At 44.2% G+C, this 23,036-nt stretch carries 23 protein-coding genes and 1 other annotated feature; of the genes, 2 read left to right on the top strand and 21 right to left on the bottom strand.

The window, feature by feature from the left end; genetic code table 11:
- Window positions 1–21: 21 nt before the first annotated feature.
- Window positions 22–286: a binding site (T-box leader), on the bottom strand.
- A gap of 176 nt (window positions 287–462) precedes the next feature.
- Window positions 463–753, top strand: a complete 291-nt coding sequence (locus GT589_RS05610) for a DUF5665 domain-containing protein (protein ID WP_293397263.1) — start codon at window positions 463–465, stop codon at window positions 751–753.
- Window positions 754–800: 47 nt separating this feature from the next.
- Here the strand turns inward: GT589_RS05610 and GT589_RS05605 are convergent, their stop codons facing one another.
- Window positions 801–1,178, bottom strand: a complete 378-nt coding sequence (locus GT589_RS05605; protein WP_293397260.1) for a desulfoferrodoxin — start codon at window positions 1,176–1,178, stop codon at window positions 801–803.
- A 20-nt stretch (window positions 1,179–1,198) separates the two neighbouring features.
- Window positions 1,199–1,357: a rubredoxin gene (gene rd, locus GT589_RS05600; protein WP_293397257.1), complete on the bottom strand. Its 159-nt coding sequence runs from the start codon at window positions 1,355–1,357 to the stop codon at window positions 1,199–1,201.
- A 241-nt stretch (window positions 1,358–1,598) separates the two neighbouring features.
- Here rd and GT589_RS05595 point away from each other — a divergent pair, with 241 nt between their 5' ends.
- Window positions 1,599–2,351, top strand: coding sequence for an NAD-dependent protein deacylase (locus GT589_RS05595; protein WP_293397254.1), 753 nt, complete (start codon window positions 1,599–1,601; stop codon window positions 2,349–2,351).
- Between the two features lie 86 nt (window positions 2,352–2,437).
- Here the strand turns inward: GT589_RS05595 and GT589_RS05590 are convergent, their stop codons facing one another.
- The 19 genes from GT589_RS05590 to GT589_RS05500 all read right to left on the bottom strand — a co-directional run bounded on the left by GT589_RS05590 (window position 2,438) and on the right by GT589_RS05500 (window position 22,811).
- Window positions 2,438–3,304, bottom strand: a complete 867-nt coding sequence (locus GT589_RS05590) for a MurR/RpiR family transcriptional regulator (protein ID WP_293397251.1) — start codon at window positions 3,302–3,304, stop codon at window positions 2,438–2,440.
- A 21-nt stretch (window positions 3,305–3,325) separates the two neighbouring features.
- Window positions 3,326–4,099 carry a 5'/3'-nucleotidase SurE gene (gene surE, locus GT589_RS05585; RefSeq protein ID WP_293397248.1) on the bottom strand — a complete coding sequence of 258 codons (774 nt, stop codon included), beginning with the start codon at window positions 4,097–4,099 and terminating at the stop codon, window positions 3,326–3,328.
- A 14-nt stretch (window positions 4,100–4,113) separates the two neighbouring features.
- Window positions 4,114–4,578, bottom strand: coding sequence for a GNAT family N-acetyltransferase (locus tag GT589_RS05580; RefSeq protein ID WP_293397245.1), 465 nt, complete (start codon window positions 4,576–4,578; stop codon window positions 4,114–4,116).
- 50 nt (window positions 4,579–4,628) lie between these two features.
- Window positions 4,629–5,372, bottom strand: a complete 744-nt coding sequence (locus GT589_RS05575; protein ID WP_293397242.1) for a pseudouridine synthase — start codon at window positions 5,370–5,372, stop codon at window positions 4,629–4,631.
- 137 nt (window positions 5,373–5,509) lie between these two features.
- The gene (gene scpB, locus GT589_RS05570; RefSeq protein ID WP_293397239.1) at window positions 5,510–6,037 is read right to left on the bottom strand and encodes an SMC-Scp complex subunit ScpB; all 528 of its coding nucleotides are present in this window, start codon (window positions 6,035–6,037) and stop codon (window positions 5,510–5,512) included.
- On the bottom strand, window positions 6,027–6,746 hold the full coding sequence (locus GT589_RS05565) for a segregation and condensation protein A (RefSeq protein ID WP_293397236.1): 720 nt from the start codon (window positions 6,744–6,746) through the stop codon (window positions 6,027–6,029). The genes scpB and GT589_RS05565 overlap by 11 nt, the downstream gene beginning before the upstream one ends.
- A 13-nt stretch (window positions 6,747–6,759) precedes the next feature.
- A complete protein-coding gene (locus GT589_RS05560; RefSeq protein WP_293397233.1) occupies window positions 6,760–7,356 on the bottom strand; it encodes a site-2 protease family protein in 597 nt (198 codons plus the stop codon).
- 76 nt (window positions 7,357–7,432) lie between these two features.
- A complete protein-coding gene (locus GT589_RS05555; RefSeq protein ID WP_293397230.1) occupies window positions 7,433–9,097 on the bottom strand; it encodes a ribonuclease J in 1,665 nt (554 codons plus the stop codon).
- A gap of 172 nt (window positions 9,098–9,269) precedes the next feature.
- Window positions 9,270–9,716, bottom strand: a complete 447-nt coding sequence (locus GT589_RS05550; protein WP_293397227.1) for a Fur family transcriptional regulator — start codon at window positions 9,714–9,716, stop codon at window positions 9,270–9,272.
- Window positions 9,717–9,883: 167 nt separating this feature from the next.
- Window positions 9,884–10,135: a DUF1292 domain-containing protein gene (locus GT589_RS05545; protein ID WP_293397224.1), complete on the bottom strand. Its 252-nt coding sequence runs from the start codon at window positions 10,133–10,135 to the stop codon at window positions 9,884–9,886.
- 12 nt (window positions 10,136–10,147) lie between these two features.
- Window positions 10,148–10,570, bottom strand: a complete 423-nt coding sequence (gene ruvX / locus GT589_RS05540) for a Holliday junction resolvase RuvX (RefSeq protein WP_293397221.1) — start codon at window positions 10,568–10,570, stop codon at window positions 10,148–10,150.
- A 15-nt stretch (window positions 10,571–10,585) separates the two neighbouring features.
- Complete coding sequence (locus GT589_RS05535) at window positions 10,586–12,739, bottom strand: hypothetical protein (RefSeq protein WP_293397218.1); 2,154 nt, start codon at window positions 12,737–12,739, stop codon at window positions 10,586–10,588.
- A gap of 11 nt (window positions 12,740–12,750) precedes the next feature.
- Window positions 12,751–12,984, bottom strand: coding sequence for an IreB family regulatory phosphoprotein (locus tag GT589_RS05530; protein ID WP_330582867.1), 234 nt, complete (start codon window positions 12,982–12,984; stop codon window positions 12,751–12,753).
- A gap of 151 nt (window positions 12,985–13,135) precedes the next feature.
- Window positions 13,136–15,775 carry an alanine--tRNA ligase gene (gene alaS, locus GT589_RS05525; RefSeq protein WP_293397212.1) on the bottom strand — a complete coding sequence of 880 codons (2,640 nt, stop codon included), beginning with the start codon at window positions 15,773–15,775 and terminating at the stop codon, window positions 13,136–13,138.
- 167 nt (window positions 15,776–15,942) lie between these two features.
- Window positions 15,943–17,019 carry a tRNA 2-thiouridine(34) synthase MnmA gene (gene mnmA, locus GT589_RS05520; protein WP_293397209.1) on the bottom strand — a complete coding sequence of 359 codons (1,077 nt, stop codon included), beginning with the start codon at window positions 17,017–17,019 and terminating at the stop codon, window positions 15,943–15,945.
- A gap of 107 nt (window positions 17,020–17,126) precedes the next feature.
- On the bottom strand, window positions 17,127–17,564 hold the full coding sequence (gene nifU, locus GT589_RS05515) for a Fe-S cluster assembly scaffold protein NifU (protein WP_293397206.1): 438 nt from the start codon (window positions 17,562–17,564) through the stop codon (window positions 17,127–17,129).
- The gene (nifS, locus tag GT589_RS05510) at window positions 17,557–18,753 is read right to left on the bottom strand and encodes a cysteine desulfurase NifS (RefSeq protein ID WP_293397203.1); all 1,197 of its coding nucleotides are present in this window, start codon (window positions 18,751–18,753) and stop codon (window positions 17,557–17,559) included. The genes nifU and nifS overlap by 8 nt, the downstream gene beginning before the upstream one ends.
- Before the next feature lie 12 nt (window positions 18,754–18,765).
- The gene (locus GT589_RS05505) at window positions 18,766–19,215 is read right to left on the bottom strand and encodes an RrF2 family transcriptional regulator (RefSeq protein ID WP_293397200.1); all 450 of its coding nucleotides are present in this window, start codon (window positions 19,213–19,215) and stop codon (window positions 18,766–18,768) included.
- Between the two features lie 155 nt (window positions 19,216–19,370).
- On the bottom strand, window positions 19,371–22,811 hold the full coding sequence (locus GT589_RS05500; protein ID WP_442952079.1) for a pyruvate carboxylase: 3,441 nt from the start codon (window positions 22,809–22,811) through the stop codon (window positions 19,371–19,373).
- Window positions 22,812–23,036: the final 225 nt, after the last annotated feature.

The raw sequence follows: 23,036 nt of genomic DNA, 5'->3' as shown, positions 1-23,036 counted from the left end.
CAAAAAGCCTTTCATCCCAAAATAAGGGACGAAAGGCTGTGATTTCGCGGTGCCACCCTAAGTAACTAAATCTTACGATTCAGTTCGCTCGCTGCATGTACGGAGTTAAACTCGATACTGCTCAGATGTTAACGGTCTGACCCCGTCTAAGTCTACTTTGACAAACTAGTCATTTCGGTTAGAGACTCAGGGATGTTCTTCAACATAAACTCAATGCCGAAATCCCACCATAATCGGCTCTCTTTGAATGAGGTTTTATATCTACTCTTCCCATCGCAGTCTTTAATGATATTATGTTATGTTGATATTAATTATATATATACGGCAAAATCATGTCAACACCTAAAATGATTTTTTTAAATAAATTTTATCTTATTAGTCTGTCTGGAATTAATATTGCAGTTAAATTTAATCGCTATTGTGGTATATAAAGCCTAACGATGCATTTATGGAGGAGTTTGATTGGACGAGAATAAAAGAGCAACCTCAGAGGAGAAGCTTGAAGCAGCAGTTAGCGAGCTGGCTGTGCTGATAGACAAGAGCAGGCTAAGAGAATATGTAGACATCATGAGCAGCACAAAACGGCTTATTTATGTCAATTTCATAGCTGGCATGGCAAGGGGATTCGGCTTGGCCGTAGGTTTCACCGTTATAGCCGCTGTGGCCGTATACATACTTAAAGGCTGGGTTGACCTGCCGCTTATTGGCAGGATAATAGCAAAGATCATAGACATAGTCGAGACATACAGATAGTCTTGCAGGCAGCAAAAAAGCCGCCTTTTAAAAAGGGCGGCCGTTATTTATGCCTTCCAAAGTCCGTGGAGATTGCAGTACTCTCTGACTTCGATTATATCTTTCTTGTCAACCTTGAACATTGCTGACGGTTCCTGTCCAGGCTTAAGTTCGGCTCTTAGCACCTGGCCCTCTGTAAGCACTTCCACAAACATTATGTAGTGCTTTTCTTCCATAGGGTGAGGCACGCTGCCAACCTTTACAATCACTCCGCCTTCTGTTTCTTCAACTACAGGCACGTGCTTTTCAAGACTCGCATCAACAGTGCCGGCCTCAAGAAGCTGCATGTTTTCTCCGCAGCATACTAAAGGCGGTCCGGCAGCCGCAACAACTTCAACTACATTGCCACATTTGCTGCATTTGTAAAGCTCTCTAAGTTTGTTCACTATGATTACCCCCGATATATTTATTCTTCTTTGAACATGTCCTTGCCTACTCCGCAAAGTGGGCATACCCAATCCTCCGGAATATCTTCAAAAGCTGTTCCAGGAGCTACTCCGCTGTCCGGATCTCCCACTTCAGGATCATAAACATAGCCACAAGCCAAGCATACATATTTTTTCATAATTGAAACCTCCCAATAAGTTAGTGTAATTAGCTCCTTATATGATTACCCATGGAGGGTTTAATTAAAACAGATAAAGGAATATCAAATTTGTATTTTTTTGAATGTATTTTATGGTATTTCATATATCATTTACGATAATATTAATTTAGATATTTATTATGTCTTGCATTTCTTCACCAATGACTTAGAATGAAATTATCATTACTTATTGTAATCATGTGTATAGGAGGTATTTCTTATGAACGAATCTATCAACCATCTTTCCGACATTATCAAGTCAAGTCATAAAATAGTTTTTTTCGGCGGAGCCGGTGTTTCAACCGAAAGTAACATTCCCGACTTTCGTTCCGAAAACGGCTTATACCGAACCGCTTCAGGGAGCGCCTATCCTCCCGAGACTATGCTAAGCCGCAGCTTTTTCGATGCGCATACACTCGAGTTTTATGAATTCTACAGAGAAAAGATACTCTACCCTCAAGCCAGACCTAACCGGGCTCATTGCGCTCTGGCTCAATTGGAGGCCAATGGGAAACTCAAGGCTGTCGTCACCCAAAATATCGACGGCCTTCATCAGATGGCAGGCTCAAAAAATGTCATCGAGCTACACGGCTCGGTTCTCAGGAACTACTGCACATCCTGCAAGGCCTTCTACGACCTGGAATACATAGTATCCAGCTCTTCTACCGTTCCAAGATGCAGCGTGTGCGGCGGTCTCATAAAGCCTGACGTTGTGCTGTATGAGGAAGCGCTTGACGATAGTGTAGTAGAAAACGCCGTTGCTGCGATAGCTTCTGCCGACACCCTTATAGTTGGCGGCACATCACTAGTTGTATATCCTGCTGCGGGATTGCTTCGCTATTTCAGGGGCTCCTCTCTTGTATTAATCAATAAATCCTCCACGCAGTATGATAGCCGTGCCGACCTTGTTATCCACGATTCTATAGGAAGTGTACTCCATGGAGCCGTTTTCGCTCAATGCGACTATAAATAGTCGATAAATGACAGCATGAAAAAAACAAAAAACCGGGGAGCCCCGGTTTTTATCATTTTTTAAACATTTATATTTTAAAGCAATTCCTACGCCTGCTCCTCATATATGTTGAAGTCCTTCCACACGTGCTCAAGCTTGTCGAAGTATCCCTTTATCTTGTCTTTCTCCCTCATACCGAGTGCCACTATCAGCGCATTTATAAGGCTCAAAGGTGCCACTAGCGAGTCAACAAAGGATGCCATGTTGCTCTTGGCCAGCAGCGTATTGTCTGAAAGCGTGGCTATAGGTGATATATGGCTGTCAGTAAGGGAGACAATAGTTGCCCCCTGCTTCTTGGCAAATTCAAGTATTTCATAAGTCTTTTTAGAATATCTTGGGAAGCTTATTCCTATCACTAGGTCTTCTTCACTTACTTTTATAATCTGTTCGAAAACGTCGCTTATGCCGTAGTTAACAATCACAACATTGTCCAGTATGAGGTTCAGATAAAAGCCCAGGTAGTCGGCAATCGCACTTGATGTTCTAAGTCCGACAATATATATCTTCTTGGCGGACGCTATCTTGTCTATAACGTCTTCAAATGCCTTGGGATTGATATCCTCAAGGGTGTTTCTTATATTGTCTATATCGGATTTGAGTATCTTGTTAAGCACTTCAAAGTCGCTGGAGTAGTCCTGCGACATCTCTACTCTTTGCACGGTTGTCAGCTTTGTCTTTATAAGTTCCTGCAGGGACTTTTGCAGCTTCGGATAGCCGTCAAATCCCAGTGCGCCTGCAAATCTAACTACAGTAGACTCGCTTACACCGACCTTATCGCCAAGCTTGGACGCAGTCATGAATGCAGCCTTGTCATAGTTATCCATTATGAACTGTGCAATCAGCTTTTGCCCCTTGCTTAGTTTTGTGAAATTCTGCTTAATCATCCTTATGAGATCTTTATTATCTTCATTCATACTCTGATACCTCTTTTGAATTTATTTGGTTATAGCTTTTGAAATCCCTTTTAGTTTTTCATAGTTGGTAAGGTCAAACTGAAGCGGCGTTATAGATATATACCCTTCTTCCACAGCGCTAATATCACTGTCGGGTTCCTGGTGCATTTTCTTTATACTGCCGCCCATCCAGTAGTAAGTATTGCCTCTGGGATCCTTTCTTTCCTCGAAAGAGTTCTCATATCTTCGAATGCCAAGTCTTGTTGTCTTATATCCCAGCGGATTGCGCATGTGGAGATTCGGAAAATTTATATTGAGCACCGAGCTTTTAAGCTCGCTGCTTTCAATGTAGTTACCCGTAATGAACTCTGCAATGTAATCAGCCGCTATCTTGTACTCGTGTGATGAATCTCCATTAGCATCGTATGATATAGCTATTGAAGCCTTCTCGAGCATGTACGCTTCGAGCGCCGCAGATACGGTGCCCGAGTATATGACATCCGAGCCCAGATTCGAACCGTTGTTTATTCCGCTGAGCACAAGGTCGATATCTACATCCCTTAGTATCGCCTCTATGCCCAGCTTCACACAGTCAGCCGGCGTACCGCTGACAGCATATGCCTCTATCGAATCGATGCCGTGGAAATTAATCTTCTTTATCTTGAGCGGATTGTGCATGGTTATGGCATGGCCCACCGCACTTTTTTCTGCATCGGGAGCCACTACGTATACTTTTGCAATATCCTTTATGGCGTTGCAAAGCTCGTATATGCCCTTTGAATATATGCCGTCATCGTTAGTTACAAGTATGTTCATATAATCACTTCCGTCTATTTATTGCAGCCGCTGCAGCTGCTGCAACTTTTGCAGCCCTGCTCAAAAAAATCCGGGAGCAGAGTATAAATGTGCTTATTATCCTCACCGATTAGACCTTTGAGTTCATCCGGCAATACGAATTCCCTCTGCGATATACCTTTGAATCCCATTTTCTCATAGAATGCAGAGTCAGTACCTTTTTCAACTATGAAGATCCTGACGCCCTGCAGATCAGCCATGTTAAGGAGCGCCCTTAACAATCCGTCCTTTAACCTGTCTCCAGGGTCTCCACCTAATATTGCTATGTTTTCCAAAATGGCGATGCTGCCATGTCTTGCAAAACTTGCGACACCTGTTATTTCCGAGCCATCATATATTACCATGCAGTTTTCATGGCTGCATTTGCCAATACCCTTCTCCTTAAGCATATCCTCCAGCCGCTGGATGTCCTGGGGCTTTATCCTTGTAAGCTCAAGCATACTATCTCCTCCGTCTCATTATAATCTTTGACTATATTGATGTGCCATTTCTAAATCGATACAGCCTCAAGCAGGATTTTGACTTCATCGGCTTTAAGCCTCCTTGACTTGCCCTTTTCAAGTTCGCCAAGCTTTAGTGGTCCTATCTGGACCCTAGTGAGAGAGATGACTCCATGTCCTATGGCGTCACACATTTTTCTCACTTGTCTGTTCTTGCCTTCGTGTATCGTTATCCTTACAACACTTTCATCGGGACCGGGCTCGTATTTAAGCAGCTCCAAACGGGCCGGAGCTGTTTTATAGCCTTCTATGTTAAGACCTCGTTCAAACAGCGCTATCTGTGCCAGGCTTGGTTTTCCCTTTATTTTAGCTATATACACCTTCTTAATCTCGTGCTTGGGATGTGTCATGGCATATGAAAAATCTCCGTCGTTTGTGAGAATAATAAGCCCCGACGTGTCATAATCAAGGCGTCCCACGGGATAAACCCTTTTATCCGTGTCGACAAGATCCAGCACAGTCTTTCTTCCAAATTGATCCTTTGCTGTCGAGACATACCCTACCGGTTTGTTGAGCATTATGTATACTTTTTCACCTTCCGGAACTATTGAATTTCCATCTATCTCGACAGTGTCAATTCCTGGCTCAACCTGAACCCCTACCTCTTCGACTTTAATGCCATTGATTTTAACCCTGCCCTGCAACACAAGCTCATCGGCCTTTCGCCTTGATGCAATTCCGCAGAGTGAAATATATTTGTTCAGCCTCATAAGCAGCTCCTTATACTTTTGCATTAAAATTCACTTTCATCAGTCTATAGCTTTATTATATACTACATAGCCGATTATTCAAATACTGCTTGATGGCCATAACTGCAAAAAAAACCTGAATTATTCAGGTTTTGAGTATCAGTTCCTATCTTTTTAATGAATTAATCGCTTTGCTCTTTGAAGGAATCCAGCTGCGGAAGCTCCTTCAAGGATTCCAAGCCGAACACTCTCAGAAATTCTTCGGTCGTCCTGTACTGTATCGGATTCCCGATTTTTTTTAGCCTTCCGGCCTCTTCAATGAGTGAATATTCCGCAAGCGTCTTGAGCGGCTTGTCGCACTTTACCCCTCTTATGTCTTCGATCTCTATTTTTGTAACCGGCTGCTTGTAGGCGATTATGGCCAGAGTTTCAAGCGCGGCCTGAGTAAGTGACTTTCTTCTTGAAGGCATAAAGAGCTTTCTTATGCAGCCTGCATTCATAGGGTTGCTTACAAGCTGATATTTTCCATTGAGCTTTATGAGCCTGATGCCGCTGCCTGATTCCTCATAGTGAATCATAAGGCTCTTTAGCTCCCTTGCAACCTCGTCTTCCCTTGCATCGAGAGCCGCTGCTATTTCTTTTTCATCCAGCGGGTCCGAGTAGACAAAAAGAAGCGATTCTATGCTGCTTTGTATTTCACTATATTTCATAGGCCACCCGCCTTTGTATCGTTATTGGCATCGCAAAACCCGCCTGGCACAACTTTATAAACTTTTTCTTTACAAGCTCGAGCGCCGAGAGAAATGCTACTATCTTTTCCTCGGAGGTACCTGTGAAGATGATGTCTTCAAAAGCCACATCCTCGCTTTCATTTATCTTCTGGAGTATCAGCTTTGTCTTTTCCTCCATTGTGAAACTTTTCTTCCTGTAGGTCCTTTGCATCAAGTCCGGCTCCTCCACCTGGGTTCGCTGGGGAATTTGAGCCATGGCTGCCATTAGACTTTCAATGCTCATGTCTTCTATTTGAAACTCCTCGTCAAGCAGCACTTCTTCCTGCTTCCTGCAGAATCTCTCTCCCAGACCGACAGCTTTCTCCTTAAGATGTTCTCCTGCCTGCTTGAACTTATTGTATATGAGGAGCCTTTCGACAAGGTCTTTTCTAGGATCCTCTGCTTCATCCTCTTCCTGCCTAAGATAGAGAAGATATCTGGACTTTATTTCAAGAAGCTCAGCTGCCATCACTATAAAATCACTCGCAAGCTCAATGTCGAAACTCTTGAGCTCCTTTACATATTCATTGAACTGGCTCGTGATTTCATATATGGGAACATCGCAAATGTCAATCTTGTGCTTTTTTATGAGTTCGTATAAAAACTCGAGCGGTCCTTCGTAAACCTCAATCTGAAAGCTGCATCCCAAATCAAATCAACTCCTATGCTATGCTAAGCAGCATCCTTTCGAAAACATCCACAATAGGATATATGAAGAGTCCTATCTTGTTAGTGAATATGAGCGCTATTAGTATTACTGTACCGTAACTTTCATACTGCCAGTAGAATCTGCTCACGCTGCCTGGCAGCACAGAAAGCAGCATCTTTGAGCCGTCAAGCGGCGGAATAGGCAGCATGTTGAACGCAGCAAACAGTATGTTGAACTTGAATACATACGCAAGCATTACATCTAGTGCATACATTCCAATAAATGCTGCTTCCAGCTTGTATAGTATGAGGAATACAAGAGCGCATATCAGGTTGAATGCCGGGCCAGCAAGAGACACGGCAAAAAGGCCGAGTCTTTTGTTCCTAAAATTCCTCTCATCAATCGGCACCGGCTTTGCCCATCCAAAATGGGCCAAAAGGAGAACTATCATTCCCACCATGTCAATGTGCTTTAAGGGATCGAGCGTCATCCTGTTTGCACGCTTAGCCGTGTCATCCCCCATTGCATAAGCCACAAGTGCATGTCCATACTCGTGGACTGATATTGCAATAAGTATTGCCGGAAACTGCTTTAAGATATTAAGTATCAATCTAAGCTATCCTCCTTAATTGAAAAAGGCCGCCGCGAATTCTGCAGCGGCCATATATGTCATGAGAAATAAACTGCTAGACTTCCATTATTATCGGAAGTATCATAGGGTTCCTCTTTGTCTTTTGGTAAAGGTAGTTCTTTAGGTCATCCTTGATTGAATTCTTCATATATGACCATTCCTTTATCTGTCTTCCCGAACAGTTCTCAAGAGCCTTTTTAACTATGAGCCTTGCGTTGTGCATGAGGTCCTCTGATTCCCTCACATACACAAAGCCCCTGGATATTATGTCTGGTCCGGCTACCACCTCGCCGTTTTCCTTGGATATTGTGACTACAACAACCATCAGCCCGTCCTCAGAAAGATGCCTTCTATCCCTTAGCACTATGTTTCCTACATCACCTATGCCAAGGCCGTCTATGAGTATGTTGCCCGACGGCACGCTGCCAGTGAATTTGGCTCCCTTGCTGTCTATTTCAAGGATAGAACCGTTGCTTCCTATGAGTATGTTCTCCCTTGGCATTCCAAGCTCTACAGCAAGCTCACCGTGCTGCTTTAGGTGCCTGTATTCACCGTGGACAGGCATGAAGAATTTAGGCCTGACGAGCCTGTGCATCAGCTTCAGCTCCTCCTGGCATGCGTGTCCTGAAACGTGTATGTCCGCAAGAGCCTCGTATATAACCTCTGCTCCTCTTTCAAACAACTGGTTTATGACCCTTGATACCAGTTTTTCATTGCCCGGTATTGGATTTGCAGATATAATAACCAGGTCTCCCGGCTGCACATCAAGCTTCTTGTGCTCAGATGCCGCCATCCTCGAAAGCGCCGACATAGGTTCACCCTGCGATCCTGTTGTTATAAGTACAAGCTCACTGTCATTATAATTTCCCATGTCATTTATGTCTATCATAAGCCCTTCAGGTACATTAAGGTACCCAAGTTCGCTTGCGACGCCTACTACATTGACCATGGATCTTCCCGAAACTACGACCTTCCTGTGGTATTTGTCCGCAGAATTTATAACCTGCTGCAACCTGTGCACGTTGGAAGCAAAAGTCGCCACTATAATCCTGCTTTTGGCTCCGCTGAATATTTCGTCAAGCGTGGCGCCAACAGTCTTTTCAGACATGGTAGCTCCTGGCCTTTCGACGTTTGTGCTCTCTGCCAGCATAAGCAGTACGCCCTTGCTTCCAATTTCGGCTATTCTTCCAAAATCCATGAGGTCTCCGTCTATCGGAGTATGGTCAATCTTGAAGTCGCCCGTGTGGAATATTGTCCCAACCTCAGTATGCACTGCTATAGCACATGCATCGGCTATGCTGTGGTTTACCCGTATGAATTCAACCTCGAAGTTGGACTTTTTAAGAATTTGTCCCGGCTTGACAACCTGAAGCTTGACATTGCCAAGCTTGTGCTCTTTCAGCTTGAACTCCACAAGGCCAAGCGTAAGCTTTGTACCATAAATAGGCACATTTATTTTTTTGAGAAAATAAGGCAGCGCCCCTATATGGTCTTCGTGTCCGTGAGTCAGAAAAATGCCCTTGACCTTGTCCTTGTGCTTTATAAGATATGAAATGTCTGGTATTACTATGTCGATTCCCAGCATTTCTTCCTCCGGAAAGCTAAGCCCGCAGTCAATTAATATTATTTCATCCTTATACTCTATTGCGGTCATGTTCTTGCCTATTTCATTAAGGCCGCCCAAGGGTATAACCTTTATTTTTGGTGTATTTTTTTTCAAATCATTTCCTCCTGTTTTCGTATTTGTCCGATTTTATTCCGCACTGTTAATTCAGCAAGCCATAGATAATAGCCGGTCATCTATAACTCTTCACATAATAATTTTAGCATAAAACCGCAGTTGGTTCAAAATAAAAAAGACCTGCTTCCCAGGTCTTTATAAACAATGTCACCTATTCAGACTTTCTACACTTTGAACATATGCCAAACACCCTAAGATCGTGGTCATATATCTTGAAATTATAGTTTTTCTCTATGATATTTTCAAGCATCTCAAGCAGGTCTTCCTTGACCTCTATGACCTCGCCGCATTCTCTGCATATCAGATGATGGTGGCTGTGATCGTCATCGTCGTTAATCGAGAGCTCATACCTTATGCAGCCATCATTCAAGTCGAGCTTTGACAGTACATTTATATCATCCAGCAGCTGTATAGTCCTATATACGGTTGCCAGGCCGATTTCTGGACATTTTTTCTTTACTATGTTGTATATTTCCTCTATATTCAAATGTCTACCGGAAGACTCCACGACAGTGTCTATGACGTTTCTTCTCTGGGGAGTGAACTTGAGGCCCTTGTCCTTTAGCCTTTCCTTTATTATATCGAAGCTTGTGTCCATGTATGATCACCTTTATTTTCATTTAAAAAACAATATCATTTAAGAGTTATTATATGGCAATAAAAGACAACTGTCAACAGCTTTTTCTTCTTTTATGACTAAAAGCAGCCCTGCAGTTAAAAGGGACAGGCACCATTAAGATGTCTGTCCCTTCGATATGTTATGGCCTAAAGCTCTTCCTCTTCTGCAAGCACTTCATACGCGCTAACTACGTTTTCGTACTCCTCGTCATCCTCTATTGGCACAAGCAGCAGCTCGCCGTCCTCGTCATAATCCATTCTTAGTACAACAGCCGATTCTTCATCGCCTTCCTGAGCAAGTATTGCATATTCCACGCCCTCAACATCAAGAGTCATTATTATTTCAAACTCCATTTCATTGCCCTCTTCGTCAAGCAGAGTTATCTTGTTTTCTTCCATTGTTATCGCTCCTTATTTTTTCATATTCTTCATATCTAGGTATCCCTGCAGTATGAGAGCTGCAGCCACCATGTCAACTACCTTTTTTCTCTTTTCCCTGCTCATGTCGGCCTCTATAAGGGCTTTTTGGGCTGCAACCGTAGTTAGCCTTTCATCCCAGTACTCCACTTTTATATCTATAGCCTTCTGTAGCTTTTCTATGAATTTAATTACCTTTTCTCCCTGAGGTCCTAGAGTTCCATTCATGTTCTTTGGGAGTCCAGATATTATCTCATCCACAGAGTTTGATTCTATTATCTGCATTAGCTCCTCAAAGTCCTTTTCGTAACCTTTTCTTCTTATTGTTTTAAGAGGCTGCGCAGTAATCCCCATAATATCGCTTAGAGCAACTCCTATTGTCTTGTCGCCTACGTCTAATCCCATTTTTTTATGCATTTTACCTCCAACTGGCTAACTGACTTTTTCAGATACTATTTTATTCATGCAAAGCACTAGCGCTGAAATTATTACAAACGATATGCTGGTTGCAGCTGCAACCACACCAGAGTCGTTTACAGCAAAACCAACGAAACTTCCTACGATAATTGAAATCCAGCCTTTTGCAAGCCACGGATTCTCACCGCATATTGTCTTTAGTATTCCAAACGGCCTGTAGAAAAGTATCCCTACAATCAGAAGCGCAATTATGAATACCTTGCTCCATATCGATGCGCCAATCAATCTGTAATTCATCTCAAGCTTTCTTTGTATTATCTGGAGTATTACTTGCGGTCCGCCCTCTCCTATGCTTTGTATTGCTCCAGCAAGGTGGGACTTGCTGCCAAGAACATATATGTCCAGCAGCGCCATTGAAACCACAGCGCCAACAACGAAACAGCCTATCAGTATTATCCTCTTGAAATCTATCTTTATATTATACGACTTGAGCACGAAAAGTAGAAAGCATGTGGCCGCCGTTATAAGACCGCCCACATTGGCTCCGATTTTGGGGAAACCAAGTATTATCATGGTTGTAACGAGAACGCCTGCTGTTACGCTCCTTGTGATTTTCCCTTTTTGCAAAAGGCCTGAAACAGCGAGAAGAGCGGCCCCTATCAGTATACCCATGTATTCGTTTCCTATGCCATAGAATCTTGCACCTATCATCGAATCATATCCAAGCAGGGAGCGCTTTATCATCTCTTGGCCAAGCACTGCATCGCTAAGTATTCCCAGACCGTTTAGCACGCTTAGGAATATGAGCCTGTCCAGATCAGTCTTTATCATCCTGTGCATCATGTAGTATATGCCGGAAGATACTGCAAGTATGAATGCCACTGTGCCTAACTTGGATACAATTCCAAAGGCAGGCTCTATGAGCATCACAAACGGAACAACTCCTGTGAACTGCAGCGTCCTAGATAGCAGGTTGAAATACTTGTTCTTAACCCTGTCCTTTTTCATTATACATGTAAACACTATTATCCATAGCAGCATTTCAAAAACTGCATACGTATAGAGTACGGGAATCCTCAACTGGTACGTAGCGGCAATCTTTGCATATTCCTTTTCAAGATAAGCAAGCGCATCTGACTTGTCCTTGGCCTCTATCGGCTTGCCCGAAGCCAGTTCAGAGCTTATGCCATAATAATCAAGTATATCCGCGGCAACGTCGATGTTGCCTATGATGCCATCGCGTCTTGTGGTATCTGAATATGCAACACCAGCTTTGTCACCTTCAAATATAAAAATCGGCGCGAGCCTCTGGTAATTCTTGTAGTCCGCAAGTCTTGTATACGGCGAAACCACATATACCCTGTCATCCTCAGAGGTCAGGCTACCAAGGACATATTCAATATAATCGTTGGCATTTTTGTATATGCTGTCCTTCATTATTCCGTAGGCTTTGTCATTTAGGTAGATTTTGTAGTCGTCAAGCCTGTATGTGTCACCTAGTTCCACTATCGTCACATCAGAATTCTCATAATACTGCTGAGTATACTTTTTAAGCTTGTCGTAATCAGTGGCTATCCCAAAAGGCATTCTGGAATCCACCTTGCTTACGTCCTCTATCTCGCCCGAGGGTACGTTACCGTCCTTGTCCATTGCTATAAGAGCTGCATACCTGACCTTTGCAACATCAGTATCAGCATTGCCCACAACAGAAATGGAAAGTCCGTTGTTTTTTAGCTCCTCTCCAAGCAGTCCTGGAAATACGTTATATTCACCGTCGAGATTTGTTGTCTGCAGAGCGTTGATATTAACGTTGTTTATATGCGCCGCCTCTGCTGCAGTCCTTCTTTCAAAAACGTCCTGCTCTAGCGGGTCCTTTGTCCTGATATCAACGTCTTCAACGTTTAAATATGCTCTGGTGCCCCAGCCTATGGATGCATATGATCTTATATCACTCGACCCCTTGGAGCCTCTGATATTCATAAGGCCTGCATAACCACGATTTTCAAGCTCTCTCTTTAGAGCTTTAATTTCAAGCAGCTCCTGCATTCCCATTCTATTTGCAACTATTACTACCACCTTGCCCTTTGGGGCCGCATACGCAGAATTGCCCGACGCCAGACTAAGCAGCAGGGCAATGCACATGAAAGTCGCAAAAATTGTTTTTTTCACCTGGATACCGCCTACTTTCCTTTAAGATATTCAGTTAGGATTTCTTCCAGCAGCTCGTCTCTTTCGACTTTTCTTATTATGCTTCTGGCGTTTTTGTGGCTTGTTATATAGGTCGGGTCTCCAGAAAGCAAGTAGCCCACCATCTGATTAATGGGATTATAGCCTTTCTCCTTGAGAGCCTCGTAAACCGTCTCAAGTACCACCCTTGGAGTCATGTTTTCGTCTCTTACAGCTTCAAACTTCATTGTGTTTTCATTGTTAAAGTTCACTAATATCACCCCTTTAGTTATTTCATTAACTATTATATCACATTTATGCCTCGTTTTTTTACAGTTGTATCATCATTATTCCACTTAACAAGGGGCAGGTTGACCTGCCCCTTGGAGTTTATTATATTTATTTTATCTGAGTCTTAATTATACCAGGAATTGCAGAAAGGGCCTCTTCTAGCTTTGATGCGTCCTTTCCTCCGGCTTGGGCCATATTAGGCTTTCCGCCTCCGCCTCCGCCTGTTATCTTGGCGGCTTCCTTGACTATATTTCCGGCATTGAGTCCTTTTGCTACAAGGTCCTTTGTAACCGTAGCCACAAAATTCACCTTCTCGCCTTCGGCTCCTGCAAGTACTACTACGCCTGAAACCATCCTGTCTCTTATTTTGTCAGCATTGGCCCTAAGAGAATCCATTTCCTGACCGTCCATTCTTTCAACGATATAGTCAACTCCGTCGATTGAAGCCTTCTTGCCCAGTATGTCATCAAGTGAGCTTGAGAACAGCTTGGCTTTGAGCTCTTCAACTTCCTTTTCAAGTTCCCTTACGTGCTGCATCACGCCCTCGGCTCTGTGCACTATGTTATCTTCCTTAGTCTTTAGTGCTGAGCACGCGCTGTCTATGACCTGCTGCTTGTGGTTTAGCATGTTGTATACTGCCATTCCTGTTACAGCCTCTATCCTTCTAACGCCTGCCGCTATGCCGCTTTCTGATATTATCTTAAAGAGGCCAACCTGTGCAGTATTTTCAAGGTGAGTTCCTCCGCAAAGCTCAGTAGAGTAGTCTCCCATTTTAACCATTCTGACTATGTCACCATATTTCTCGCCAAAAAGCGCGGTTGCTCCGCTTTGCTTGGCTTCATCGAGAGTTGTGGTTTTAACCTCAATGCCGTGCGACTTTAGTATGTTTATGTTGACTATATTTTCAACTTCGAGCAGCTGCTCCTTCGATATAGGCTCAAAATGCGTAAAGTCAAACCTCAGTTTCTCATGATTCACCTGAGATCCAGACTGCTCTACATGCTCTCCAAGAACCTTTCTAAGCGCCGCCTGCAGCATGTGTGTCGCCGTATGGTTTCTAGCTGTAGCCATCCTTATCTCTTCAACAACAGAAAGCTTTACCTCTTGCCCTATGCTCAACTCGCCTTTCCTTACAACTACCTCATGGTGTATTCTGTCGTTAAGGCCCTTTTGCGTGTCTATAACCTCAACAATGAGATTATCGCCCTCTATAAGTCCCTGGTCGCCTGCCTGGCCGCCACTTTCCGCGTAGAAAGGCGTCCTGTCGAGTATTACTATGCCTTTTTCTCCTTCGCCCAGGCTTTCTGCAACGCCTCTGTCAGTTACTATGGCAAGCACCTTTGCCTGGGTTTCAAGAGTTTCATAGCCTAGGAATTCGCTTTTTACCGAATTGTCAATCGCTGCAAAGACGTCTTCCTTCCAGCCTGCGCCCTCCATCTCGCCTCTTGCGCTTCTGGCTCTCTCCCTCTGGTCTTCCATTTCCTTCTCAAAACCGGCTTCATCCACAGTAAAGCCCTCTTCTCCGGCTATCTCTTTAGTAAGGTCTATTGGGAATCCATAAGTGTCATACAGCCTGAATGCGTCCTCTCCCGGGATTACATTTTTGCCTGCTCCCTTTAAAGCTTCCATATAACCCTTTAGTATATCCATACCCTGGTCAATAGTCTCTTCAAATCTGTCCTCTTCCACATTAAGGACCTTTCTAATATACTCCTGCTTTTCCTTAAGCTCGGGATATGCGTCGCTGCTGACTTCAACCACCTTGTCCATGAGCTCGCACAGGAACGCCCCCTTGATTCCAAGCAGTCTGCCGTGTCTTGCGGCTCTTCTCAGCAACCTTCTTAGCACGTAGCCCCTGCCTTCGTTTGAAGGGAGCACGCCGTCTCCTATCATAAACGTCACAGCCCTTATATGGTCTGTTATGATTCTTACTGATATGTCTGTATTTCTTTCCTTGCCGTAGCTAGCACCTGAAATCTCACATACGCCCTTAAGTATATGGTCTATTGTGTCGACTTCGAATATGGTGTCGACATCCTGCATTATGCAGGCTATTCTTTCAAGGCCCATGCCTGTGTCTATGTTTGGATTTGGCAGCGGATTATATACGCCGTTTTCATCCTTGTCGAACTGAGTGAAAACGTGGTTCCAGAACTCAAGGTATCTGTCACAGTCGCAGCCAGGCTTGCAGTCAGGGCTGCCGCAGCCGTATTTTTCTCCTCTGTCGAAATATATCTCGGAGCACGGTCCGCAAGGGCCGGTGCCTATCTCCCAGAAGTTGTCCGCCTTGCCAAGTCTTACTATCTTGTCTTCAGGCACTCCTACTTCCTTGTTCCATATGTCGTAGGCTTCATCGTCCTCTTCGTATACTGTGACCCAGAGCTTGTCCTGAGGTATCTCAAGGTGCTCAGTTACGAACTCCCATCCCCACTTTATGGACTCCCTCTTGAAATAGTCCCCGAAGGAGAAGTTGCCTAGCATTTCAAAGAAAGTTGCGTGTCTCGCAGTAATCCCTACGTTTTCGATATCGCCCGTCCTAATACATTTTTGGCAAGTTGCCATTCTCTTGTTGGGAGGTGTTTCCTTTCCCATAAAATACGCCTTCATAGGGGCCATTCCTGCATTTATGAGAAGCAGACTCTCGTCGTTTTCAGGTACTAGAGGAAAGCTGCCGCGCGCGTAGTGATCTTTAGATTCAAAAAATTCCAAAAACATCCTTCTCAATTCGTTGAGCCCTAACTTTTTCATACACTGCCTCCTTAAAGTTCATCATCTAAAAATAAATCCCTCGCCACAGTTAAAATCTGGCCAGGGATTATATGTTTATCCCGTTTATTAAGCATTTAAACAGCGGCAAGCTATTACTATAAATATTAATACAACGAGTCTTGATGTGTCAATATGATAGTCCCTAATTACACAATAGAGCTTTCTATTATGCCTCCGCCCACCACTATATCGCCTTGGTACATGACAACAGACTGTCCAGGAGTTATTGCTCTTTCCCTGTCATCAAACACAAGTTTTATTCTGCCTCCGTCAACATTGTAGACAGTAGCCGGTTTCGGTCTGGCATTATATCTTACCTTGGCCTCCACCTTCATGCCGTCTTCTATCCTATCATAAGCTATTAAGTTGACGTCATCTGCCACAAGCCCTTTTTTGAACACCTCTTCGTTTGTGCCCAGCACCACCGAATTAGTCTCAGAATCAATATCCACAACGTATGCCGGCCAACCAAGTGCTATTCCGAGGCCCTTTCTCTGGCCTATGGTATATTTGATTATGCCTTCATGCCTTCCAAGCACATTCCCCTGTCTGTCAACGAAATTGCCCGGCTGTATTTTCTTATTTGATCTGCTTTTTACAAAGGACGCGTAGTCGTTGTCCTCCACAAAGCATATCTCCTGGCTGTCCGGTTTGTTGGCCGTTACAAGACCTATATTTGCTGCTATCTCTCTGATTTGACCCTTGTTGTAGGTTCCAAGCGGGAGCACAGTCCTGCTGAGCTGCTCCTGTGTCATATTGTAGAGGGCGTATGTCTGGTCCTTCTCGTCCGTAGCCGATTTTTTCAGTAAGAACCTGCCGTGCTCGCTGCTGTACTCCACCTTCGCATAATGGCCTGTGGCCACATGGTCACAGCCAAGCATTATTGCTTTTTTAAGAAATTCATCAAATTTTATGTGCTTGTTGCATGCTATGCACGGATTCGGCGTTCTGCCCAGGAGGTATTCGTCCACAAAGTAATCTACCACCTTCTCCATAAAAGGCTTTTTCATGTTTATAACGTAAAAGGGTATGCCTATCCTGTCTGCCACTCTTCTGGCATCCTCAGCCGCAGAAAGCGAGCAGCAGGCTCTTTCAGTCTCGTGCTGGCCCTCCCAGAGCTTCATGAATACGCCTATCACCTCATAGCCTTGCTCCTTGAGCAGATAAGCAGCGACTGAGCTGTCGACTCCCCCACTCATACCTATCATAACTTTATTGTTCATATTCCCACCTGTCTTCAATTTCATATTTACATAATAATTAATACTACATCATCAATGTGGCTTTATCAAGAAAAAAGACCTGCTTTACAGGTCTTTTTGGTATTAGTCTATTCTTCGTCATGTCCGTGGTCGTGTGCGTCATCCTCAAGTATCTTGCTGTCAATACCTTCAATTGTTATGTTGTGCTTTTTTGCATAATCAAGTATAGCTCTTTTTATTGTCTGCTCGGCTAGTACAGAACAGTGAATCTTAGGAGCTGGCAGGCCTCCAAGTGCATTTATTACATCCTTGTTTGTAACGGCAAGAGCCTCTTGTATAGTCTTGCCCTTTATCATTTCAGTAGCCATGCTTGAACTTGCAATAGCAGAGGCGCAGCCGTATGTTTGGAACTTGACATCTACTATTACATCATTTTCTATTTTTAAATATACCTTCATTTCATCTCCGCACGCCGGGCTTCCCGCTTCACCTATTCCGTCAGCGTCTATTAAAACTCCTGCATTTCTTGGATGAACAAAATATTCGATTACTTTTTCATTATACATGTTGGCTTTCCTCCCTAACAAATTTATCATACAGCGGCGAAAGTTCCCTTAGCCTTATAACAATCCTCTCAAGATTGTCCACCACAAAATCAATATCTTCCTTAGTCGTCATGTCGCCTATAGTAAGCCTCAAAGAGCCGTGTGCTATCTCGTGAGGCAGTCCTAGCGCCATTAGCACGTGCGACGGGTCAAGCGAACCGGATGTGCATGCAGAACCGCTTGAAGCTGCAACTCCTAAAAGGTCAAGGCTAAGAAGTATTGATTCTCCTTCAATAAACTCAAAGCAAAAATTGGCGTTTCCAGGAAGCCTCTTTTGTCTGTGACCGTTAAGTCTTGTGTGCGGAATTCTGCTGAGCACGCTGTCTATTAGGTGGTCTCTAAGCTGCATCTGTCTGCTGGCATGGCCTTCTATATCCTTTGTTGCCAGCTCTACAGCCTTGGCAAATGCTACGATTCCTGCCACATTTTCTGTGCCGGCCCTTTTTTTCCTCTCCTGCGAGCCTCCATGAATCAGCGGATGAAGCTTAATCCCTTTTCTCATATAGAGAGCTCCTATTCCCTTTGGACCATATATCTTATGGGCTGTAAACGACATCAGGTCGACACCCATGTCTTTGACGTCTATTTCTATATTGCCAAGAGCCTGAACAGCATCAGTATGGAAGAATACTCCCTTTTCCCTGGCAAGCTCCGCTATCTCTTTAACAGGCTGAACCGTGCCTATTTCGTTGTTTGCCTGCATTATTGTTATCAGTATTGTTTTGTCGCTTATTGCAGCACTGAGCTCATCTAGGCTTATTATTCCGTCCTTATCGACATCAAGGTATGTAACCTCGAAGCCATGATGCTTTTCAAGGTATTCGCACGTATGGAGCACTGCATGGTGCTCTATTTTGGAGGTTATGATATGATTGCCTTTGTCCTTGTATGCGAAAGCTATTCCCTTTATTGCCATGTTGTCTGATTCTGAGCCGCCCCCTGTAAAGAATATATCTTCCGGAGCCGCATTTATGGCTTTGGCAATAGTCATTCTTGATTCGTCTATTGCCTTTTTGACATCCCTTCCAAATCCATGTACGCTAGATGGATTACCAAAATGCTCTGTAAGATACGGCATCATCGCGTCTACTACTTCCTTTTTTATCGGAGTTGTAGCTGCATAGTCCATGTAAATTCGTTTCTTTTCCATAACATCCATCTCCTATTCCTTGAGTTTTAGCCTGCTGCCTGCTTCCATTTTTTTGTGGTGGTCGTTGACCATGTCCTTTAATGTGATTCCGTCCATTACGGAATTTATGCTTGATTTCATCTTCTCCCAAACTTCCTTTGTGACGCAGAAGTCCGCATTGTCGCAGCTCGAATCCTCATCAGCCACGCATTCTGATGGAACCATCGGGCCTTCAAGTACCCTTATGACGTCTCCTACGCTTATGGTCTGTGCATCCCTGTAGAGAAGATATCCGCCCTGGGCACCCCTTACGCTCTTTACTAGCTTCGCCTTTTTCAGAGTGCTCATTAACTGCTCCAGATACTGCTCGGATATGTGCTGTTCCTTGGCCACCTGCTTTAGCGGTATGGGCCCTTTGCCTTCGTTTAGAGCCAGGACAAACATTGCCTTAAGTCCGTATCTGCCCTTTGTCGAAAGTATCATTATATCACCCCGTCTGTGGGATATTTCATATCTTTAATCCCTAGTAAACCTATCGGGATTGACTACATTTTCAGTATACATCCCTAGGACAATGTTGTCAATATTATCACGAAAAAAAAGATAGCCCAAAATTCAGGCTATCCTTGTTGTTTGATCTATTCTTCTTTAAGCGATATAAGAAGCTGTTTGTCTGAAACCATGTTGTTCTGGTTTACATATACCTTGTCTATTAGACCGTTGCACTTAGACACAATTGTAGTCTCCATTTTCATGGCTTCTATGACTATAAGCGGCTGGTTCTCAACTACTGCGTCGCCTTCCTTGACAAGTATTTTTATTACCTTGCCAGGTATGCTCGCGCCGACCTGGAACGGGTCGTTCATGTCGGCCCTTAAGATATGGTCTTCAGCAGACTGGGCATTGTTATCCTGTATGTCTACTTCTCTTCTTATGCCGTTAAGCTCGAAGGTAACTGTCCTTTGGCCGTTTTTCTTAGTTTCTCCAATATCCACTAGCCTAATTGACAGAGTCTTTCCTTCCTCTATCTCGACTTCGCACTCCTCGTCCTTTCTGAGGCCGTAGAAGAATACGTGGCTCTCAAGGTTTGACACGTCTGTGTACTGGTTGAGGTTGTGCTCGAGGAAATCCTCATAAACCTTAGGATACAGACAGTAGCTCACTACATCCTTCATAGTCTGCTTAACGCCAAACTTCTTCTCAAGCTCTGCTTTTATGCCTTCGAAGTCCTCGTCAGGCAGAAGTTCTCCAGGCCTGCATGATATAGGCTGGTCTCCCTTTAGGACTATCTCCTGAAGCTCTTTAGGGAAACCGCCCTCAGGCTGTCCTATCATTCCCTTGAAGTAGTCCACTACAGAGTCAGGGAACGAAAGGTTCTTTCCAAGCTCGTATATGTTTTCATTGTCCAGATCATTCTTTTCCATGAATATCGCCAGGTCTCCCACCACTTTCGATGTCGGAGTAACCTTTACGATGTCGCCAAGCAGCTCGTTGGCCATCTTGTATTTTTCCTTGACCTCGTGGAATCTCTCGCCAAGTCCGAGGCTCTCCACCTGCGGCTTGAGGTTGGAGTACTGTCCGCCAGGTATCTCATACTTGTATATCTCGGCAGAAGTAGTCTTAAGGTCGCTCTCGAAGCTTAGGTAGGTCTTTCTGAGCTCCTTGTAGTAGTCGTCAACTTTTACTATGTTGTCAAGGTTAAGCTCCGTATCCCTTGGAGTATCCTTGAGCGCCTCTATAAGGCTGTTCATAGACGGCTGGCTTGTAAGTCCCGACATGGCTTCAAGCGCACAGTCGACTACGTCTACACCCGCCTCGGCTGCCATCATAAGAGTTGAAACGCCATTGCCGCATGAATCGTGTGTATGCAGGTGTATAGGCAGCGAAACCTCTTCCTTGAGCGTTTTGACAAGCTTGTATGCTGCGTAAGGCTTGAGAAGTCCCGCCATGTCCTTTATTGCTATCATGTGTACGCCCTGAGCTTCAAGCTCCTTGGCCATTTTCACATAGTAGTCGAGGTTGTACTTGAGTCTGCTCTCGTCGAGTATGTTGCCTGTATAGCATATAGATCCCTCTACAAGTTTCCCAGTCTTAAGGGCTTCCTGGATTGGAAGCTTCATGTTTTCAACCCAGTTAAGGCTGTCGAATATCCTGAAGACGTCTATGCCTGAAGCGGCCGACTCCTCTATGAACTGCTTTATAACGTTGTCAGGGTAGTTTCTGTAGCCTACCGCATTCGACGCTCTAAGGAGCATCTGGAACATTACGTTAGGTATCTTATTTCTAAGAATCTCAAGCCTTTCCCATGGAGACTCCTTGAGGAACCTGTATGCAACGTCGAAAGTAGCTCCGCCCCACATTTCAAGCGAGAAAAGGTCGTTCATGTATTTGCTTGTTGCATCTGATATCTTTACAAAGTCTCTGGTTCTGAATCTTGTGGCCACAAGCGACTGGTGCGCATCCCTCATTGTAGTGTCCGTAATGAGAAGTCTCTTTTGAGCCTTGACCCACTCAGAGTAGCCCTTGGCTCCAAGCTCATCCAGCATGTCCTTTGAGCCTTTTTTAATCTCTATGTCTTCAGTGCCTGGAACAGAAATGTTTTCAAGTTCCAGCTTTGCGCCTTTTCTTTCGTTTACAACGACATTGCCTATGAAGTTCAATATCTTTGTGGCTCTGTCCTTACTCTCTTCTATGTCAAACAGCTCTCTTGTCTTGTCAAGGAAGTTCGTATCGCACTGACCCGCCTTGAACTTCTCATGGCTGAGTACGTTTACAAGGAAGCCCACGTTGGTCTTAACTCCCCTTACACGCAGCTCCTTTATAGAACGCACAGCTTTTCTTACTGCACCCTCGAAAGTCCTGTCCCACGAAATAGTCTTCACAAGAAGGCTGTCATAGAAAGGAGTTATGTCGGCGCCGGAAAATCCATTGCCGCCGTCAAGCCTTATGCCAAAGCCCGAACCTGTTCTGTACACGTCTATTTTGCCCGTATCAGGCATGAAGTTGTTCTTTGGATCCTCTGTCGTAATCCTGCACTGTATAGAGTAGCCGTTTATCTTGATGTCGTCCTGCGACTTTATGTTTATTTCAGAGCCTCCAAGCTCGTAGCCCTGCGCTACCAGAAGCTGGCTCTGTACAAGGTCTATACCTGTTATCATCTCTGTCACAGTATGCTCAACCTGTATTCTTGGGTTCATCTCTATGAAGTAGTAGCTTCCTGTGCTGTCCACAAGGAATTCAAGAGTACCTGCATTCGCATACTTTACGTGCTTTGCAAGCTTTACTGCGTCGTTGCATATGCTTAGCCTTAGATCATCAGGCAGAGAGAAGGCCGGTGCATACTCGACTATCTTCTGGTGCCTTCTTTGCACTGAGCAGTCCCTTTCAAAAAGGTGAACAATATTGCCGTGCTTGTCTCCTAGCACCTGCACCTCGATGTGCTTTGGATTCCTAAGGTATTTCTCCACGAACACTGCTGAGCTTCCGAAAGCCTTTTGCGATTCGCTCACAGCGCTTTCAAAGCCTATTTCGAGGTCCTCTTCCTTCTCTATGATTCTCATGCCACGGCCGCCTCCGCCGTTTGAAGCCTTGAGTATCACAGGATAGCCTATCATTTCGGCAACCTGCTTTGCCTCCTCCTTGCTTGCAAGGGCGTGGTCAACGCCAGGTATTGTAGGCACGCCTACCTCCATGGCCATTTTTTTAGAGCTTATCTTGTCTCCCATGCTTTCCATTGTTTCAGCGCTTGGACCTATGAAGGCAATACCATTTTTTTCACATTTTCTAACGAATTCAGAGTTCTCAGCCAAAAATCCATAGCCTGGATGTATTGCGTCTACTCCTTTTTTCTTTGCAATATGGATTATCTCATCCATGTCAAGGTATGCCTCTATCGGGCCTTTTCCTTCGCCAATCAGATAAGATTCGTCTGCTTTTGTTCTGTGCAGGCTGTATTTGTCCTCTTTCGAATAGATTCCAACAGTCCTGATGCCTAGCTCTGTACATGCTCTGAACACCCTTATGGCAATCTCGCCACGGTTTGCCACGAGCACCTTTTTGAATTCTCTTACCACACTCATCAACTCCCAACTCAAAATATGCATTTGTTCGCATTTAAGCGTATGTTTTTTTATTTATTTTTTTTATATTTCAGTCTGCTTAAATTAATAGAATGATATCACAACAGACCTCATTTTTCAATAGATTAGTTACCGTGAAAGCGTTACCATTTATATAACTTATTGTTACCATATTGTCATAGTTTTAAACACATTGCATGCAGTGACATACAACTTTATGATTTT

Source organism: Peptoclostridium sp. (assembly GCF_009881055.1).
GTDB lineage: Bacteria > Bacillota > Clostridia > Peptostreptococcales > Peptostreptococcaceae > Peptoclostridium_A.
Note: the sequence above shows the minus strand (reverse complement) of the source record. Positions and strands in the feature narration are given on the sequence as shown.